The following is a 17905-nucleotide window of genomic DNA, read 5'->3' as shown; positions in this document are numbered from 1 at the left end:
TATACCGACCAGCTCCAGGCCACCAAAGGAGAACATGATGATCGCCATCATCATCACCAGCCCGGTAAAGCCGTGAGGCAGGAAGCCGCCCTGTTCCCACAGGTTGCGCACGGTGGCCTGCGGGCCGGCGTTGCCGCTGAACAGCAGCCAGCCGCCGAACAGGATCATACCGATTACCGCTGCTACTTTGATAATGGCGAACCAGAACTCCATCTCACCGAACACTTTGACGTTGGTCAGGTTGATGGCGTTGATCAGCACAAAGAAGGCGGCGGCAGAGGCCCAGGTGGGGATCTCCGGGTACCAGAACTGAATATATTTGCCGACCGCGGTCAGCTCGGCCATCGCCACCAGCACGTAGAGCACCCAGTAGTTCCAGCCGGAGGCAAAACCGGCAAAGTTACCCCAGTACTTATAGGCAAAATGGCTGAATGAACCGGCAACCGGCTCCTCCACGACCATCTCACCCAGCTGGCGCATAATTAAGAAGGCAATAAAACCGGCAATGGCGTAGCCAAGAATAACCCCTGGCCCGGCCGACTGAATAACCGATGCACTGCCCAGAAACAGGCCGGTACCGACGGCCCCACCCAATGCGATCAGCTGGATGTGGCGGTTCTTCAGGCCACGGTGCAGCGTTTCGCCCTGCTGTTGTCCCATGTGTAACCTCGTGATGTTTTCTTATTGTGTGTTCAGCAGGCCCTGTTATCCCGCTGTATCGTAAACTTTACGCTGTCATGTAAGCAAATGTGAGTCTTAACATAGCCTCAGCATGAGAATAGTGCTATGCCCAGTGCTTTGCACTCGCTTTCTGTTCATACCACGCATAATCGACTAAAAAATCAGCGCGCCATCCCACTTTTTACCGCCTTTGTTTTGTCACAAATTGTATTAAATGACGAATAACATTCTCTTATGGCCGGAGGGCAAGATGAACGTGGTTCAGGAACAGCGGCAGCTGACCCCGCCGTCAGCGGGATGGCAAAGGTCTGAAGATAAAGAGGACCGAAAGGGAAGGATAAAGATAAGGAGAAAAGCGATGAGGGCGCCGTAAGACGGTGGTTCGGGAAATTGCGCAGCAGGATAAGGTGAAGACAGTGGAGACAGTGGAGACAGTGGAGACAGTGGAGGCAGTGAACACAGTGAACACCGTGAGGATAATGCCGGGGTCAGCGAAGACCGGCAGTGGTCACTGGCATCGCAGGGCCGTTCCGGGGCAGCCTCTCCCCGCAACGGCCTGCGACTGTGGCTGAATTAGCTCTGAACGCCGCGACCTTTAACGGCAAAGCCTGCCGCCAGCACGCCAATCCACACCGGAATCAGCCATACCGAGATCGCCATGCCCGGCGTCATCGCCATAATCACCAGCACGCCGGCCATAAAGGCCAGGCACAGCCAGTTGCCAAACGGGTAGAACAGCGCCTTAAAGCGCGGCTGCAGCCCCTGCTGGTTAGCGCGCTTGCGGAAGCGCAGGTGCGCCAGGCTGATCATCGCCCAGTTGATGATAAGCGTCGAGACGACCAGCGACATCAGCAGGTTAAAGGCTTCGCCCGGCATCAGGTAGTTGATCAGCACGCCGATCGCGGCGGCCGCCGCTGAGATCAGAATGGCGTTTACCGGCACGCCGCGACGGTCGACCTTCATCAGCGCTTTTGGTGCGTTGCCCTGCTGCGCCAGGCCAAACAGCATCCGGCTGTTGCTGTAGACGCAGCTGTTATAGACCGACAGCGCGGCGGTGAGGATCACCACGTTCAGCGCGTTGGCCACCAGGCCGTCGCCCAGCTCGTGGAAGATCAGCACAAACGGGCTGGTATCTTCGCTGATGCGCATCCACGGCATCAGCGACAGCAGCACGGTCAGCGAGCCAATGTAGAAGATCAGGATGCGCCACAGCACCTGGTTAATCGCTTTCGGGATGCTCTGCTGCGGGTTCTCGGCTTCCGCCGCGGTGAGGCCGATCATCTCCAGCCCGCCGAACGAAAACATAATGATGGCGATCATCATCACCAGCCCGTGCCAGCCGTTGGGCATAAAGCCACCGTGGCTCCACAGGTTGCTTACACTGGCCTGCGGGCCGCCGTTGCCGCTGAACAGCAGCCAGCCGCCGAAGGCGATCATCGCGACGACCGCCACCACCTTAATAATGGCAAACCAGAACTCCACCTCACCAAACATCTTCACGTTGGTCAGGTTGATGGCGTTGATCAGCACAAAGAACACCGCCGCAGACGCCCACGTCGGGATCTCCGGGTACCAGAACTGGATGTATTTCCCCACGGCGGTCAGCTCGGCCATCGCCACCAGCACGTACAGCGCCCAGTTATTCCAGCCGGACGCAAAACCGGCGAACGGGCCCCAGTATTTGTGCGCAAAGTGGCTGAAGCTGCCCGCCACCGGCTCTTCCACAATCATCTCGCCCATCTGGCGCATGATAAGGAACGCGATAAAGCCGGCAATGGCGTAACCCAGAATGACCGCGGGGCCGGCCGATTTGATCACCGATGCGCTGCCCAGAAACAGGCCGGTGCCGACGGCGCCGCCCAATGCGATCAGCTGAATGTGGCGGTTCTTTAAGCCGCGATGCAGCGTGTCGCCCTGCTGTTGTTCCATACTCTTCCTCGTGATGCGGTTTTTATTTTTAGCTACCAGAGTGGTGCAAGGTAATAACGTACTGAAATGTTTACGCTTATCCCATAACGAAAACGTCTGCGAATCTTGCGTCGCGCAGAGAATAGTGCCGCGCGCAGCGTAATGCACTTTCTTTATGCTGTCTGCTGACCGGGGTGGTTGAAAATGCATCGAACGTGCTGTGTAAGGTAATGAAAATTTTATGTCGCAGAAGAAGTGCATTAAGCCATTTTCTACGGAGGCCTCAGGCGGAGGGAGCGTCGACTAAACTGCTGCCATGTTTCAAAAAAGTTTGATTTTTTAACATTAACAGTACATTCAACCCGCTGCCCGGCGGGGTTTAACAACCCCTGTCAGGAACGAGACCCCGGTCTGGTTTCGCCAGGTTGCCATATGGACATCAGGTGAATACTTTGTTACTTTACGGGCGTCTTTTTTGAATTGGTATGACCAATTTACTCTGCAAATCGGTGAAGAAGGGATAATGGCATACAGCAAAATTCGCCAACCAAAGCTCTCTGATGCTATCGAGCAGCAGCTTGAATCCCTGATTATGGAGGGGACGCTGCGTCCCGGAGAGAAACTGCTGCCCGAGCGCGAGCTGGCGGTGCAGTTTGACGTTTCCCGCCCTTCTTTACGCGAGGCTATCCAGCGCCTGGAAGCCAAAGGTCTGCTGCTGCGCCGTCAGGGCGGTGGCACCTTCGTGCAGAAAAACCTGTGGGCCAGCATGAGCGACCCGCTGATTGAACTCCTTGCCGAACACCCGGAATCCCAGTTTGACCTGTTAGAAACGCGTCATGCGCTGGAAGGGATTGCCGCCTATTACGCCGCCCTGCGCGGCACTGACGATGATATTGCCCGCATCCGCGACTGCCACCTGCAGATCCAAACCGCGCAGGACAGCGGCGATCTTGACGCCGAAGCCGGTGCCGTTATGCAGTATCAGATTGCTGTCACAGAAGCAGCGCATAATGTGGTGCTGCTGCATTTGCTCCGCAGTATGGGGCCGATGCTGGAACAGAACGTCAGACAGAACTTCGAGATGCTCTACTTACGCCGGGAGATGCTGGCGAAGGTGAGTGAACACCGCGCCAGTATTTTTCAGGCGATTGTGGCACGCGAGCCGGAGCAGGCCCGTGAAGCTTCACACCGTCACCTGGCGTTTATCGAGGAAGTATTGCTGGACAGAAGTCGGGAGCAGAGTCGTAGAGAGCGCTCCTTGCGACGTTTACAGCAACGTAAGGACTAAGCGTGGACGGAGGGCCCAGGCCCCGGATATCGCGCAGCACGTAAAACGACGGGCCTGTCTCACTGTGTTCTGGTGGCAAGAGCACAGCGAGACAGGCTCCAGACAATTCAACGAAGTAGACACAGATAAGGAATACCCCCATGTCAGAACGTTTAAATAATGACGTGGATCCGATCGAAACTCGCGACTGGCTACAGGCGATCGAATCGGTCATCCGTGAAGAAGGTGTTGAGCGCGCACAGTATCTGATCGATCAGGTTCTGAGCGAAGCACGTAAAGGCGGCGTTAAAGTGGCTGCAGGCGCAGGTGCCAGCAACTACATCAACTCAATCGCCGTTGAAGACGAGCCGGAGTACCCGGGCAACAGCTCTTTAGAGCGTCGTATTCGTTCCGCCATCCGCTGGAACGCGATCATGACCGTTCTGCGTGCGTCCAAGAAAGATCTGGAGCTGGGTGGCCATATGTCCTCCTTCCAGTCTTCTGCTACCGTATATGAAGTGTGCTTTAACCACTTCTTCCGCGCGCGTACTGAAAAAGACGGCGGCGACCTGGTGTACTTCCAGGGCCACATCTCTCCGGGCGTGTATGCCCGTGCGTTCCTCGAAGGGCGTCTGACCGAAGAGCAGATGAACAACTTCCGTCAGGAAGTTCACGGTAAAGGCCTGTCCTCTTACCCGCACCCGAAACTGATGCCTGACTTCTGGCAGTTCCCGACCGTATCTATGGGCCTGGGGCCGTTGGGTGCAATTTACCAGGCGAAGTTCCTGAAGTACCTGGAACACCGTGGCCTGAAAGACACCTCTCAGCAGACCGTTTACGCCTTCCTCGGCGACGGTGAGATGGATGAGCCGGAATCCAAAGGTGCGATCACTATCGCCACCCGCGAGAAGCTGGACAACCTGGTGTTCATCATCAACTGCAACCTGCAGCGCCTGGACGGCCCGGTCACCGGTAACGGTAAGATCATCAACGAACTGGAAGGCATCTTTAACGGCGCCGGCTGGGAAGTGATCAAAGTGATCTGGGGCGGTCGTTGGGACGAGCTGCTGCGTAACGACACCAGCGGTAAGCTGATCCAGCTGATGAACGAAACCGTTGACGGTGACTACCAGACCTTCAAATCGAAAAACGGTGCCTACGTGCGCGAGCACTTCTTCGGCAAATACCCGGAAACCGCCGCGCTGGTGAAAGACTGGTCTGACGACGAGATCTTCTCTCTGAACCGCGGTGGCCACGATCCGAAGAAAGTCTACGCGGCGCTGAAAAAAGCTCAGGACACCAAAGGCAAGCCGGTACTGATTCTGGCACATACCATCAAAGGTTATGGTATGGGCGACACCGCGGAAGGCAAAAACATTGCCCACCAGGTGAAGAAGATGAACATGGATGGCGTGCGCCATATCCGTGACCGCTTCAACGTGCCGGTTGCCGATGCTGACATCGAAAAACTGCCGTACGTGACCTTCGCAGAAGGCTCTGAAGAGCATACTTACCTGCACGCACAGCGTCAGAAGCTGGGTGGCTATGTGCCAACCCGCGAAGCCACCTTCAGCGAGAAGCTGGAGATGCCTGCGCTGGAAGATTTCCGTCAGCTGCTGGATGAGCAGAACAAAGAGATCTCCACCACCATCGCCTTCGTGCGTGCCCTGAACGTGATGCTGAAGAACCCGTCGATCAAAGATCGCCTGGTGCCAATCATCGCCGATGAAGCGCGTACCTTCGGTATGGAAGGCCTGTTCCGTCAGATCGGTATCTACAGCCCGAACGGCCAGCAGTACACCCCGCAGGACCGTGAGCAGGTTGCTTACTACAAAGAAGACGAGAAAGGTCAGATCCTGCAGGAAGGCATCAACGAACTGGGCGCAGGCGCATCCTGGCTGGCGGCGGCAACGTCTTACAGCACCAACAACCTGCCGATGATCCCGTTCTACATCTACTACTCCATGTTCGGTTTCCAGCGTATCGGCGATCTGTGCTGGGCAGCAGGTGACCAGCAGGCACGCGGCTTCCTGGTAGGCGGCACCTCCGGTCGTACCACCCTGAACGGTGAAGGTCTGCAGCACGAAGATGGTCACAGCCACATTCAGTCGCTGACTATCCCGAACTGTATCTCTTACGACCCGGCTTACGCCTATGAAGTGGCCGTGATTATGCACGACGGCCTGGTACGTATGTACGGTGAAGCGCAGGAGAATGTGTACTACTACATCACCACGCTGAACGAAAACTACCACATGCCAGCCATGCCGCAGGGCGCGGAAGAGGGTATCCGTAAGGGTATCTACAAGCTGGACAGCATCGAAGGTAGCAAAGGCAAAGTGCAGCTGCTGGGTTCAGGTTCTATCCTGCGCCACGTGCGTGAAGCGGCAGAGATCCTGGCGAAAGACTACGGCGTCGGTTCTGACGTGTACAGCGTGACCTCCTTCACCGAACTGGCCCGCGACGGTCAGGACTGTGAGCGCTGGAACATGCTGCACCCAACCGACGAACCACGCGTACCGTACATCGCTCAGGTGATGAACGATGCACCGGCGGTGGCGTCTACCGACTATATGAAACTGTTTGCAGAACAGGTTCGCAGCTACGTGCCTGCCAGCGACTACCGTGTGCTGGGTACTGACGGCTTCGGTCGTTCAGACAGCCGTGAGAACCTGCGTCACCACTTCGAAGTGGATGCATCCTACGTGGTGGTTGCTGCCCTGGGTGAACTGGCTAAACGCGGCGAAATCGATAAGAAAGTGGTAGCGGAAGCGATCGCTAAGTTCAATATCGATGCTGATAAAGTTAACCCGCGTCTGGCGTAAGAGGTAAAGAGTTATGTCTATTGAAATTAACGTACCGGATATCGGCGCGGACGAAGTTGAAGTCACCGAGATCCTGGTCAAGGTTGGCGACAAAGTAGAAGTTGAGCAGTCGCTGCTGGTGGTTGAAGGCGATAAGGCTTCCATGGAAGTGCCTTCACCCCAGGCCGGTGTGGTTAAAGAGATCAAAGTTGCCACCGGCGACCGTGTTGAAACCGGCAAACTGATCATGATCTTCGAAGCGGAGGGCGGTGCTGCGGCACCGGCTCCGGCCGCTGAGAAGAAAGAAGAGGCGGCTCCGGCTGCCCCGGCTGCGGCCCCTGCGGCTGCGGCCTCTGGCCCGAAAGAAGTTCACGTACCGGATATCGGCGGCGACGAAGTTGAAGTCACCGAGATCATGGTCAAAGTGGGCGATACCGTTGAGGCAGAGCAGTCGATTCTGACCGTTGAAGGCGACAAAGCCTCAATGGAAGTGCCGGCTCCGTTCGCGGGTACCGTGAAAGAGATCAAAGTGAACGCGGGCGACAAAGTCAGCACCGGTTCCCTGGTGATGGTGTTTGAAGTGGCCGGCGCTGCGCCTGCTGCTGCTGCACCGGCGGCGGCTGCTCCGGCAGCGGCGGCTCCGGCTAAGCAGGAAGAGAAAGCGGCCCCGGCAGCACCTGCTGCTGCGAAAGCGGACGCCAAATCTGACTTCGCTGAAAACGATGCCTACGTGCATGCCACCCCGGTGATCCGCCGTCTGGCGCGCGAATTCGGTGTTAACCTGGCGAAGGTCAAAGGCACCGGTCGTAAAGGCCGTATTCTGAAAGAAGACGTGCAGACCTACGTGAAAGACGCGGTGAAACGCGCTGAAGCGCCAGCTGCCGGCGGCGGTCTGCCTGGCATGCTGCCATGGCCGAAAGTGGACTTCAGCAAGTTCGGTGAGATCGAAGAAGTCGAGATGGGCCGCATCCAGAAAATCTCGGGTGCTAACCTGAGCCGCAACTGGGTGATGATCCCACACGTGACTCACTTCGACAAAACCGATATCACCGATCTGGAAGCGTTCCGCAAGCAGCAGAACGCCGAAGCCGAGAAGCGCAAGCTGGACGTGAAGTTCACCCCGGTGGTGTTCATCATGAAAGCCGTTGCCGCTGCGCTTGAGCAGATGCCACGCTTCAACAGCTCACTGTCTGAAGACGGCCAGAAGCTGACGCTGAAGAAATACATCAACATCGGTGTGGCGGTGGATACGCCAAACGGTCTGGTGGTTCCGGTGTTCAAGGACGTCAACAACAAGGGCATTACCGAACTGTCCCGTGAGCTGATGGCCATCTCCAAAAAAGCGCGCGACGGCAAGCTGACCGCCGGCGAGATGCAGGGCGGCTGCTTCACCATCTCCAGCCTCGGTGGCATCGGGACGACTCACTTCGCGCCGATCGTTAACGCGCCGGAAGTGGCGATCCTCGGCGTCTCCAAGTCGGCGATGGAGCCGGTGTGGAACGGTAAAGAGTTCGTTCCGCGTCTGATGATGCCGATGTCGCTCTCCTTCGACCACCGGGTGATCGACGGTGCTGATGGTGCGCGCTTCATCACCATCATCAACCAGGCACTGGCCGATATTCGCCGTCTGGTGATGTAAAAGATAACAAGGCCGGCAATTGCCGGCCTTGCTTTAGAGATTCGTAGCAACGCGGTTTGCAGTTTATTAACAATTCTGTAAACTCTTGCGGTGCATACGTCCCGGTGGAAGAAGGACGTCGAGACACAAGCAGTCTGACCCGCCGGTACATCAATATAAGAGGTCATGATGAGTACAGAAATTAAAACTCAGGTCGTGGTACTTGGGGCAGGTCCTGCAGGCTACTCTGCAGCCTTCCGTGCAGCGGATTTAGGTCTGGAGACCGTAATCGTTGAGCGCTACAGCACCCTCGGTGGTGTCTGTCTGAACGTTGGCTGTATCCCTTCTAAAGCCCTGCTGCACGTGGCGAAGGTGATTGAAGAAGCGAAAGCGCTGGAAGCCCACGGCGTAGTGTTCGGTAAACCTCAGACCGACGTGGACAAAATCCGCGGCTGGAAAGAGAAAGTGATCAACCAGCTGACCGGCGGCCTGGCGGGTATGGCCAAAGGCCGTAAAGTTAAAGTAGTTAACGGCCTGGGTAAATTCACCGGCGCTAACACCCTGGTAGTGGAAGGCGAAAATGGCCCAACCACCATCACCTTCGACAACGCGATCATCGCGGCGGGTTCCCGTCCGATTCAGCTGCCGTTTATTCCTCATGAAGACCCACGCGTCTGGGACTCTACCGATGCGCTGGAGCTGAAATCTGTCCCTGAGCGCCTGCTGGTGATGGGCGGCGGTATTATCGGTCTGGAAATGGGTACCGTGTACCACGCGCTGGGCTCGCAGATCGACGTGGTTGAGATGTTTGACCAGGTGATCCCGGCTGCCGATAAAGACGTGGTGAAAGTCTTCACCAAACGTATCGAGAAGCAGTTCAACCTGATGCTCGAAACCAAAGTCACCGCCGTTGAAGCCAAAGAAGACGGTATCTACGTGACCATGGAAGGCAAGAAAGCCCCGGCTGAACCACAGCGTTACGACGCGGTGCTGGTGGCGATCGGCCGCGTACCGAACGGTAAAGGTCTGGACGCCGGTAAAGCGGGCGTGGAAGTCGACGATCGTGGCTTTATCCGCGTCGACAAGCAGATGCGTACCAACGTGCCGCACATCTTCGCCATCGGCGATATCGTCGGTCAGCCAATGCTGGCGCACAAAGGCGTGCATGAAGGCCACGTGGCGGCAGAAGTGATCTCCGGTAAGAAACACTACTTCGATCCGAAAGTGATCCCATCGATCGCCTACACCGAGCCGGAAGTTGCCTGGGTCGGTCTGACCGAGAAAGAAGCGAAAGAGAAAGGCATCAGCTACGAAACCGCCACCTTCCCGTGGGCGGCATCCGGCCGTGCTATCGCCTCTGACTGCGCTGAAGGTATGACCAAACTGATCTTCGACAAAGAGACTCACCGCGTGATTGGTGGTGCGATTGTCGGCACCAACGGCGGCGAGCTGCTGGGTGAGATTGGCCTGGCGATCGAGATGGGCTGCGATGCAGAAGATATCGCGCTGACCATCCACGCGCACCCGACTCTGCACGAGTCCGTGGGCCTGGCGGCAGAGATCTTCGAAGGCAGCATCACCGACCTGCCAAACGCGAAAGCGAAGAAGAAGTAAGTCGCCTCACGTAACAGAAAACGGCCCTTTGCAGGGCCGTTTTTTTTGCACTGCACTCGCGCAACGGGGGTTATGCTTTTCTGCCGGAGGCCGAGGCGGAGAATGCCTCAGTCACTTTGTTCTGCAGTGCCTCCGGGTAGGAGGTCCTGAAGCCGGAAGGCACAATCGGATCGTTTACCGCGTTCGGGTTGGAACCTAACAGGCCGACATGAATCGCCAGCCGTGCCTGGTGCATTTTACGCTCTTCGGGGGTAAATACCGGCGGCATATCGGTAATGTAGCGCTGTTTGGTCATCCGCGTGCCGTTCTGCGGATGCACGCGGGAGGCCCAGGCCCACAGCACGTCGCCGGGATGGGTGGAGTCAATATCACTGTCGATAATCAGCGCATGGGCGATCACGTAACTCATCGGCGAGCCCAGGATCGCCGCCTCCAGCTTGTCGATGAACGCATGCACGCTGGCGTACTGTTGCTGCCATTCAGGCGCCACCCGCACCACCAACAGGTGCAGCGCGGTTTCCGGTGCCATCCAGGCGTCCAGTACCGGCAATCCGGCTTCTTTCAGCGCTAATGTGAAGGTACTTGAGCCGCCAATGCCGATAATGACGTGGTCGTCGTCAATCGGCTTCCCGGCAGGGATGGTGCCGAGTATGGGCTGATTCACGTGGGCGATGGTTAACACTTCACCAACCAGCTCATGGCACTTATCCGCCAGCAGGTAACCGTGGTATTCGCCAAAAGGTCCCTCTTCATGCAGTGTGTCGATCGACATTTCACCTTCTATCACCATCTCACAGGTGGCCGGAACGTCCAGCTTACCGCTCGGGGTGGCAGCAATCTCAATACCTTCGCCAAACCAGCCGCCCAGTACGTCGGCTTCATCCACTTCAGCCGGTACGCGGATGCCTGATATCGCCGTCACCGCCGGTTCCGGTGCCAGCGCAATGGCAAACGGCATTTTTTTATTCAGCTTTTTCCACTCTTCATGGATCATGGCGAAGTGCTGATGCGGGCGCGTCCACACCGTCAGATGATTTTTGTCCACGCGCATAACGCGACAGATATGCCAGTTGGTCCAGCGACCGTCCGGGGTGCGAACCACCATGGTGCCAATAGTATTCAGGTAATCCCCGCCATCACCATCATGCAGAAACGGGCAGGGAACCTTAAACAGATCGACGTTATTCCCTTTAATGACGTTCTGCATAAATGCAGGGGAGTCTACCTGAACCGGCTTAATCCGCTTTTCAGGGGAGAATCCTTCCACCTGTTTAATCATCTCTAAAGGATGAATAAAGGGATCGAATCCTAAAGCGGTGGCTATTCTTGAGTAAGGATGTGTGAAAAATGAACTGCAGGATAATACGCCGGTGGTCATTGAAAAATCGGGATAACCTTTAATGTTTTCCATGACCGTCATCGGCTGGCGCTGTTCAATTACGTAGCGTGAGATGGCACCGATCTCCAGATGCGGATCGACCGGGCTGCTGTATTTCTGCAGGTCGCCCTGTTTGTTAAGAATTTCCAGGTATTCCCGAAAACTTTTGATATGTCTTCTCAATGTAGATGTCCTTTTTATGGCGTGTAATGAAGTTATTTAATTCGCATTCGCTGATGTTTTAGCGTGCTGCGCGCGGTAGGTTATTTACCTGATTCATTAAAAAATACAGGTGAAGAGGGGAGGGTGGGTGTCATTGAGTGCGGTTTTTTTTTAATATATTTTAAAATGGAAAAATACATCATCGATATGCCCCGATGTTTACGGGGGATGTGACTGAAATAAGATATAGAGAGGAGCAAACAATACGCTCTGGCAGAGCAATTTATTTCGAGTCATTTAATCAGAATGCGATAATTATTTTATCGTGCTCATTCGATACCGGTCTTACATATCAGGCGACGACCGCTATTCTTCACAATATCAACATTCATCGAATGAATTGCCTGTTTTATGGTCTCTTGTAAACCATGATGTTCATTTTATTTTTACCTAAAATAGCGTATCGTTGCTGCTCGCATTTTCCCGTTACAGGTTGACCGTGTTGAACAACGTTGCCCTGATCACCGGTGCCAGCCGGGGGATCGGCCACCATCTTGCCCGCCATTTTTATGATCTGGGCTACACGCTGATTCTGATTGCCCGCCACGCCCCGGCGCTGGAGGCCTTTGCCGCCACGCGGGATCCTGCCCGCATCACCACGCTGGCGGTCGATCTCAGCAACACGGCCACCGCTGAACCGCTGCTGCGGCAGGTGTTAAGCGACCATGCCCGCATCGACGTGCTGGTTAACGCCGCCGGCATCTTCCGCCCCGGCTCCACGCAGACGCCGGTGGACGATTTCAGCACGCTGCTGGCGACCAACGTCACCGCTATTCACCTGCTGTGCCAGCTGTGCACGCCGTGGCTGCTGAAATCAGCGCAGGGGCGCATCTTTAACCTTGCCTCGATCAGCGGCGTGCAGCCGTTTGGCAGCATCGCCAGCTATGCCGCCAGCAAACATGCGCTGGTCGGCTACAGCCGTTCCATTGCCCGCGAGCTTGGCGCACAGGGGATTAAGGTCACCACCCTGTGCCCGGACGTGGTGAATACCGATATGGCCGAAGGGTCCGGGCTGGCGGCGGACGAGATGCTGAGCACGGAAGATATCTGCCGCGCGGTTGATTTTGTTATGTCGCTGTCACCGGCAGCGATAGTGGAGCAGCTGACCATAGGGCGGCAGCCGCGCCCGCGTCAACCACGTTAAGAGTAAGCGATGATTGAACTGAACGGAGTTTCTCACGCCTTCGGTGCCCGCGAAGTGCTGAAAGAGATCACCCTGCGGCTCACCGAAAAACGCATCGGCATTGTTGGCAGCAACGGCTGCGGCAAAAGCACCTTCGCGCGCCTGCTGAATGGCCTGCTGCTGCCGCAGCAAGGCGAGGTGGTGGTCGACGGACTGAACACCCGCAAAGAGGGCAAGGCGGTGCGGCGCAAGGTTGGCTTTGTGTTTCAGAATCCGGATAACCAGATCGTCTTCCCGGTAGTGGAGGAAGATCTGGCCTTCGGCATGAAGAACCTGGGATTACCGAAAGCCGTTATCCGTGAACGAACCGATGCCGCGCTGGCGCGCTACGATCTGCAGGATCTGCGCCAGCACCCGGCGCACCTGCTGAGCGGCGGCCAGAAGCAGCTGCTGGCGATCTCCGGCGTGCTGGTGATGGAGCCGGACTATATCGTCTTCGATGAGCCGACCACGCTGCTGGACCTGCGTAACAAGCGCCGCATTGCCGAAGCGATCGCCGCGCTGGACCAGACCGCAATTGTGGTTTCCCACGATCTGGAATTTTTACAGGATTTTGACCGCGTGCTGGTCTTTGACCACGGGCGGGTAGTGATTGACGAGGTGCCCGCCGTGGCGCTGAAGGAGTATGTCAGGATGATGTCATGACCTTAAGTGATTACGTACCGGGCGACTCGCTGATTCACCGCCTGCCGCCGGGCATTAAGATCCTTGCGCTGGCGCTGACCGGGACGCTGCTGTTTGCCGTTCCACGCCTCGAGCTGGCTGCTGCCGCGCTGCTGCTGGTTGGGCTGTTCTATCCGCTGGCGGGTATCCCGCTGCGGATGATGGTGTTGCAGCTGAAGCCGCTGCTGTGGATCCTGCTGCTGCTGTTTGCCGTGCAGTGGTGGCTGGTCAGCTGGCAGTCCGCCACCGTGGTGGCGCTGCGGCTGATGGCGCTGATGCTGGCCGCGTCGCTGGTCACGCTGACCACCCGGGTCAGTGAGATGGTGGATGCGCTGGAAAAGGGGCTGTTCTGGCTGCGTTTTCTACGCATCAACCCGGCGAAGGTCAGCATGGCGCTGTCGCTGGCGCTGCGCTTTATCCCGGTACTGGCGGCGATTACCGCTGAAGTCCGCGAGGCGCAGCGCGCGCGCGGGCTGGAGCGCAGCATTATCGCCGTAGCGATCCCGGTGCTGGTGCGCACGCTGAAAATGGCCGACGATATCGCCGCCGCGCTGGACGCCCGCGCATACGATCCCCACGCTTCCCGCCCGCAGGCGGCGGATAAACCTTTGAGAGAATCTGAATGACCACCCGCGATATTGTGTACATTGCGCTGTTTGCCGCGCTGACCGCCGCGCTCGGCCTGTTTCCGGCCTTTACCCTGCCGGTGATTGGCGTGCCGATCACCGCGCAGACCATGGGCTGCATGCTGGCCGGTGCCATTGCCGGGGCAAAGCGTGGCGCGCTGGCGCTGCTGCTGTTTGTGGTGCTGGTGGCGATCGGGCTGCCGCTGCTGGCCGGTGGTCGCGGCGGGCTGGGGATCTTTATCGGGCCGAGCGGCGGCTTTATCCTGTCATGGCCGCTGGCGGCGCTGGCGATCGGTGCGCTGTATCAGCGTAACCTGTTACGTCTGAATGCGGTGAAAGAGGCGCTGTTTATGGTGGCGGGCGGTATTGTGCTGATTTACGGCTGTGGCATTCCCTGGGTGTCGCTGGTGGCCGGCGTCAGCCTGAAGCAGGCCGCGCTGGGCAGCCTTGGTTTTATCCCCGGTGACCTGGTGAAGGTGGCGCTGGCGGTGGTGATTGCCCGCGCGGTGCGCCGGGCTTACCCGACGCTGGGCTAAGCCGGGCAGCACGTTAACCTGCAGATGCAGATGCAGATGCAGATGCAGATGCTGGCGCGCTGGCCACCATCGCATCAAAACGTCCGGGGAGAGCTGAGGCCGGACTAAGCCTGGCATCTGGCGAACCCGTTATGCCGATTGTGGGTGCACTGGCCGCTATCGCATCAAGGCGGCCGGCGAGCCCGGCGCGACAGGTCGAGAGTGCCGCGCCGGGACAAAAATGCAGTAAGGTGCTTACAGCCTCAGCAGGATTTTCCCTTTCAGCTCACCGGAGAGCACCGCCGCTGCCGCCAGCTGGATCTGTTCCAGCGGAAATTCGGCGGCGATCTCAGTGGCGATAATGCCGTCGCGGATCATTGCCATCACCTCGTCAATGCGCTGCTGCACCCGCGCTTTCTCATGCGAATGTACCCACATGCGCAGGTGAAAGTTGCTGAAGCGGATATCCGGGCGGCTGCGCCAGAAGGTGGCCGGGATCGGTCGGCCGGAGAGCAGGCCGTAGTGGATAAACTGCCCGCCCGGCGTCAGCACCTCCGCCAGCTGCAGCGATTCCTCACCGCCGATGCAGTCGAGGATCGCCGCCACGCCGCCGCTGGCTTTCAGCTCTGCCAGCGCCTGCGGGTAGCCGCCGTCGCTGCTGTTCAGCACCCGTTCGGTGCGGTCGGCGGCGAACAGGCCGGTGTTTTCCGCCCGGCGCACGATGGCGATCGGTGCCAGCCCCATCTGACTGGCCATGCGGATTAACGTGCGGCCAATCGCCGAGTTGGCCGCGTTGATAATAATGCGCATGCCCGGCGCGAAGTCGAGCTCTTCCTTCAGCATCAGCAGCGCGGTCATCGGGTTAACGTAGCTGGTGGCCGCCTGGCGATCGCTGACGAAGTCCGGGACGGTAAAGCACCACTGTGGCTCGCTCTCTTTGACGTTCTGCCACGCGCCCATACTGCCCACCGGCAGCACGCGGGTGCCGACCGGCAGCTGCGGGTCGCGGCTTTCACTCACGCTGCCCACGCCTTCAAAACCGGGCACGAAGGGCAGGGCGATGCGTGAGCGATAGGCACCGGAGAGGGTAATAATGTCGGAGGGATTGATGGTAGCGAAGGCCATCTTTACCCGCACCTTACCTGCAGGTAACTCGGGCAACGGGCACGATTCAAGCCGCAGAATATCGCGGATATCACCGAACTCGCGTACCATCGCCCTGGTGAATAATTGCTCTTTCATGATATCTTTTTCTTCGTGACGACCCGGTTAAAAGCCTATCCCATTAGGCTGTTTTATGAGTCAGTATGCCTAATGGGATAGGCTTTACAGGTAAACAGCAGTATGCAGCAGCAGTATAATAGCGAAACATTTCGGGTATCAATGCGCGATATCGACCTCAACGGTCACGTGCATAATTCGGTCTATCTGGATTATTTCGAAGATGCGGTGGTTAACGCCTTCCGGCGGGCGGCGATACTGCCGCTGTTCCGTCCGGCGACGGCGGGGGTGGCCTATCACGTGAAGAAATGCGAGGCGACCTTTCTGCAGCCGCTGTCGGTGGATGATGTGGTAACGCCGCAGGTGAAGATTGAGAAGCTCGGCAACAGCAGCCTGATTTTCGCTATCGATCTTTACGGCGAAAACAGCCCGCAGCCCTGTGCACAGGGTAAGCTGGTGTGGGTGTGCGTGGGGTTAAGCGATAATAGACCCTGCCCGATCCCGCTGCCCGCGCGCGAGGCGCTGACCCGCCACTTCGCCTTCAGCGAGGCGCAGGGCTGATGCCGGTTCATGACCGGGTACAGCAACATGCGCAAACCCGCCCTGATGCCATCGCGGTGGACATCGACGGCCAGCGGCTTAGCTGGCGGCAGCTGTCGCTGCGTTCGCTGGCGCTTTACCAGTATATTCACAGCCAGCCAGCCGCCAGCGGCATTGTGGCGATCGCCACCGGCAATGATATCGGCTTTCCGGTGTGCTGGCTGGCGGCCACCGCGCAGCCGGGCGTGGCGGCAATTCTCGATCCGCAGCTGCCACAGGCGCAGCTGCAGGATATCCTCACGCGGCTGGCGCCGGATCTGCTGCTGCTGAAATCGCATGACCGCCCGCTGATCGCACTGGCCGATCGGCTGGCGATCCGCTGGCTGGCGGTCGATGACTGGCAGCCGTCGTCAGCGCCTGCATCGGATGACGTCCCCCCGGTCGCCGCAACGCCCCGGCTCTTCAAAGCCTTCACCGCCGGGATGCAGGACGCCACGCCATTCCTGATCAACTTCACCTCCGGCACCACCAGCCTGCCGAAGGCGTTCAGCCGCTCGCGTCGCTCGTGGCGCAGCAGTTTTGAAAACGGCGAAGCCATTTTCGGCCTGGATGCTGCCCCCTCCACGCTGTTTCCCGGCCCGCTGGCGCACGGCATCGGCCTCTACTGCCTGAATGAAACCCTTTACGCCGGCGGCACCTTCTACAGCATGGGCCGCTGGCAGCCTGCCGCCGCGCTGGACCTGATGGCGCAGCTGAACATTGCGCGGCTGGTGGTGGTGCCGACGATGATTAACGGTCTGGCCCGAGCAGCCAGCGGAGCCAGCAATGTCAGCCTGCCCACGCTGAAACAGCTGCTCAGCGCCGGGGCCAAGCTGGAGCTGAACCATTACCGGCAGGCGCGCGCGCTGTTCCCGCTGGCGACGATGCAGGAGTATTACGGCGCGTCCGAGCTGGGGTTTATCGCCTTCAATACGCTGGATGACGACAACATCAGCGCCTCGCTGGCCACCGTCGGTCTGGCCTTCCCCGGCACCACGCTCTCCATCCGTGACGATAACGGCGGGTTGCTGCCGCCGGGCCAGCCGGGCACCATCTGGCTGCAGAGTGAGCAGATCATCAATGGCTATCTGTGGGGCGACGACGGCCAGGCGTTTGTACGGCGGCCCTGGGGCGCGACGGTGGCCGATATCGGCTGGCTGGACGCGCAGCAGCGGCTGCACGTGATCGGCCGGCGGGGCAATATGATCCTCAGCGGCGGCAATAATATCTACCTGGCTGAAATCGAATCGCTGATCAAATCATTGCCCGGCGTGATCGAGGCGGTGGTGATCGCGGTTGCCGACGGCGATGCCGGGCAGAAGGCGGTGGCGATCGTTGAAGGATCAGAGACCTGCCTGCAAACACTGCCGCAGCAGTGCCGCCAGCGGCTGGCAAAATATAAACTTCCCCGCCACTATTTCCGTACGGAAAGCTGGCCACTGACCGCCAGCGGCAAAATTAAACGCGCCGACCTGGCTGAGAGGATCGCACACCGTGACCGCCACCCTGAACTCACTGAAATTCCAGCCCGCGGATGACCAGCAGCCGGTGATCGTTGCCGCCTGCCGCACCCCGGTGGGGCGGGCATACGGCGCGCTGGCCGGGCTGCCGATGGAGGCGCTGCTG

14 protein-coding genes are annotated in these 17905 nt (G+C 58.3%); 10 read left to right on the top strand and 4 right to left on the bottom strand.

Going from position 1 to position 17905, the window contains the following annotated elements; all coding sequences use genetic code 11:
* Positions 1-660: amino acid permease (locus tag NV64_RS23875; RefSeq protein WP_233208917.1), on the bottom strand; the 660-nt coding region annotated here is incomplete at its 3' end.
* Between the two features lie 594 nt (positions 661-1254).
* Positions 1255-2610, bottom strand: coding sequence for an aromatic amino acid transporter AroP (aroP, locus tag NV64_RS04260; RefSeq protein WP_056236136.1), 1356 nt, complete (start codon positions 2608-2610; stop codon positions 1255-1257).
* Positions 2611-3112: 502 nt separating this feature from the next.
* Between aroP and pdhR the strand changes: the two genes are divergently transcribed.
* From pdhR to lpdA, 4 genes are all read left to right on the top strand, one after another.
* Positions 3113-3877 (top strand): pyruvate dehydrogenase complex transcriptional repressor PdhR, encoded by a 765-nt coding sequence (gene pdhR, locus NV64_RS04255; RefSeq protein ID WP_056236138.1) that lies wholly within the window; start codon positions 3113-3115, stop codon positions 3875-3877.
* Between the two features lie 140 nt (positions 3878-4017).
* Positions 4018-6681: a pyruvate dehydrogenase (acetyl-transferring), homodimeric type gene (gene aceE, locus NV64_RS04250; protein WP_101505396.1), complete on the top strand. Its 2664-nt coding sequence runs from the start codon at positions 4018-4020 to the stop codon at positions 6679-6681.
* 13 nt (positions 6682-6694) lie between these two features.
* Positions 6695-8299, top strand: coding sequence for a pyruvate dehydrogenase complex dihydrolipoyllysine-residue acetyltransferase (aceF, locus tag NV64_RS04245; RefSeq protein WP_101505395.1), 1605 nt, complete (start codon positions 6695-6697; stop codon positions 8297-8299).
* Positions 8300-8467: 168 nt separating this feature from the next.
* On the top strand, positions 8468-9892 hold the full coding sequence (gene lpdA / locus NV64_RS04240; RefSeq protein WP_056236394.1) for a dihydrolipoyl dehydrogenase: 1425 nt from the start codon (positions 8468-8470) through the stop codon (positions 9890-9892).
* Between the two features lie 70 nt (positions 9893-9962).
* Here lpdA and NV64_RS04235 read toward each other — a convergent pair whose 3' ends face one another.
* Positions 9963-11453, bottom strand: a complete 1491-nt coding sequence (locus NV64_RS04235; RefSeq protein ID WP_056236148.1) for a UbiD family decarboxylase — start codon at positions 11451-11453, stop codon at positions 9963-9965.
* 481 nt (positions 11454-11934) lie between these two features.
* On the opposite strand from NV64_RS04235, the gene NV64_RS04230 reads away from it, so the two are divergent.
* From NV64_RS04230 to NV64_RS04215, 4 genes are read left to right on the top strand one after another with little or no spacing between them, the layout of a single operon-like run.
* Complete coding sequence (locus NV64_RS04230; RefSeq protein ID WP_101505394.1) at positions 11935-12636, top strand: SDR family oxidoreductase; 702 nt, start codon at positions 11935-11937, stop codon at positions 12634-12636.
* 9 nt (positions 12637-12645) lie between these two features.
* Entirely contained in the window at positions 12646-13320 is a 675-nt protein-coding gene (locus NV64_RS04225; protein ID WP_056236153.1) for an energy-coupling factor ABC transporter ATP-binding protein, read from the top strand.
* Positions 13317-13964, top strand: a complete 648-nt coding sequence (locus NV64_RS04220) for an energy-coupling factor transporter transmembrane protein EcfT (RefSeq protein ID WP_056236156.1) — start codon at positions 13317-13319, stop codon at positions 13962-13964. Before NV64_RS04225 ends, NV64_RS04220 begins: the two co-directional genes overlap by 4 nt.
* A complete protein-coding gene (locus tag NV64_RS04215) occupies positions 13961-14500 on the top strand; it encodes a biotin transporter BioY (RefSeq protein ID WP_101505393.1) in 540 nt (179 codons plus the stop codon). The genes NV64_RS04220 and NV64_RS04215 overlap by 4 nt, the downstream gene beginning before the upstream one ends.
* A gap of 234 nt (positions 14501-14734) precedes the next feature.
* On the opposite strand, the gene NV64_RS04210 is transcribed toward NV64_RS04215, so the two are convergent.
* On the bottom strand, positions 14735-15721 hold the full coding sequence (locus NV64_RS04210) for a zinc-dependent alcohol dehydrogenase family protein (protein ID WP_101505392.1): 987 nt from the start codon (positions 15719-15721) through the stop codon (positions 14735-14737).
* A gap of 102 nt (positions 15722-15823) precedes the next feature.
* Here NV64_RS04210 and NV64_RS04205 point away from each other — a divergent pair, with 102 nt between their 5' ends.
* On the top strand, positions 15824-16261 hold the full coding sequence (locus tag NV64_RS04205) for a thioesterase family protein (protein WP_056236163.1): 438 nt from the start codon (positions 15824-15826) through the stop codon (positions 16259-16261).
* Complete coding sequence (locus tag NV64_RS04200) at positions 16261-17817, top strand: class I adenylate-forming enzyme family protein (protein WP_101505391.1); 1557 nt, start codon at positions 16261-16263, stop codon at positions 17815-17817. The genes NV64_RS04205 and NV64_RS04200 overlap by 1 nt, the downstream gene beginning before the upstream one ends.
* Positions 17818-17905: the final 88 nt, after the last annotated feature.

It is taken from the genome of Erwinia sp. B116, from assembly GCF_002865965.1.
Lineage (GTDB): Bacteria > Pseudomonadota > Gammaproteobacteria > Enterobacterales > Enterobacteriaceae > Erwinia.
Note: the sequence above shows the minus strand (reverse complement) of the source record. Positions and strands in the feature narration are given on the sequence as shown.

What these genes read in the sequence shown, in the direction of transcription:
- aroP (WP_056236136.1), bottom strand. Translation starts at nt 2,610, where the DNA reads ATGGAACAACAGCAGGGCGACACGCTGCATCGCGGCTTAAAGAACCGC.
- pdhR (WP_056236138.1), top strand. Translation starts at nt 3,113, where the DNA reads ATGGCATACAGCAAAATTCGCCAACCAAAGCTCTCTGATGCTATCGAG.
- aceE (WP_101505396.1), top strand. Translation starts at nt 4,018, where the DNA reads ATGTCAGAACGTTTAAATAATGACGTGGATCCGATCGAAACTCGCGAC.
- aceF (WP_101505395.1), top strand. Translation starts at nt 6,695, where the DNA reads ATGTCTATTGAAATTAACGTACCGGATATCGGCGCGGACGAAGTTGAA.
- lpdA (WP_056236394.1), top strand. Translation starts at nt 8,468, where the DNA reads ATGAGTACAGAAATTAAAACTCAGGTCGTGGTACTTGGGGCAGGTCCT.
- NV64_RS04225 (WP_056236153.1), top strand. Translation starts at nt 12,646, where the DNA reads ATGATTGAACTGAACGGAGTTTCTCACGCCTTCGGTGCCCGCGAAGTG.
- NV64_RS04220 (WP_056236156.1), top strand. Translation starts at nt 13,317, where the DNA reads ATGACCTTAAGTGATTACGTACCGGGCGACTCGCTGATTCACCGCCTG.
- NV64_RS04215 (WP_101505393.1), top strand. Translation starts at nt 13,961, where the DNA reads ATGACCACCCGCGATATTGTGTACATTGCGCTGTTTGCCGCGCTGACC.
- NV64_RS04210 (WP_101505392.1), bottom strand. Translation starts at nt 15,721, where the DNA reads ATGAAAGAGCAATTATTCACCAGGGCGATGGTACGCGAGTTCGGTGAT.
- NV64_RS04205 (WP_056236163.1), top strand. Translation starts at nt 15,824, where the DNA reads ATGCAGCAGCAGTATAATAGCGAAACATTTCGGGTATCAATGCGCGAT.
- NV64_RS04200 (WP_101505391.1), top strand. Translation starts at nt 16,261, where the DNA reads ATGCCGGTTCATGACCGGGTACAGCAACATGCGCAAACCCGCCCTGAT.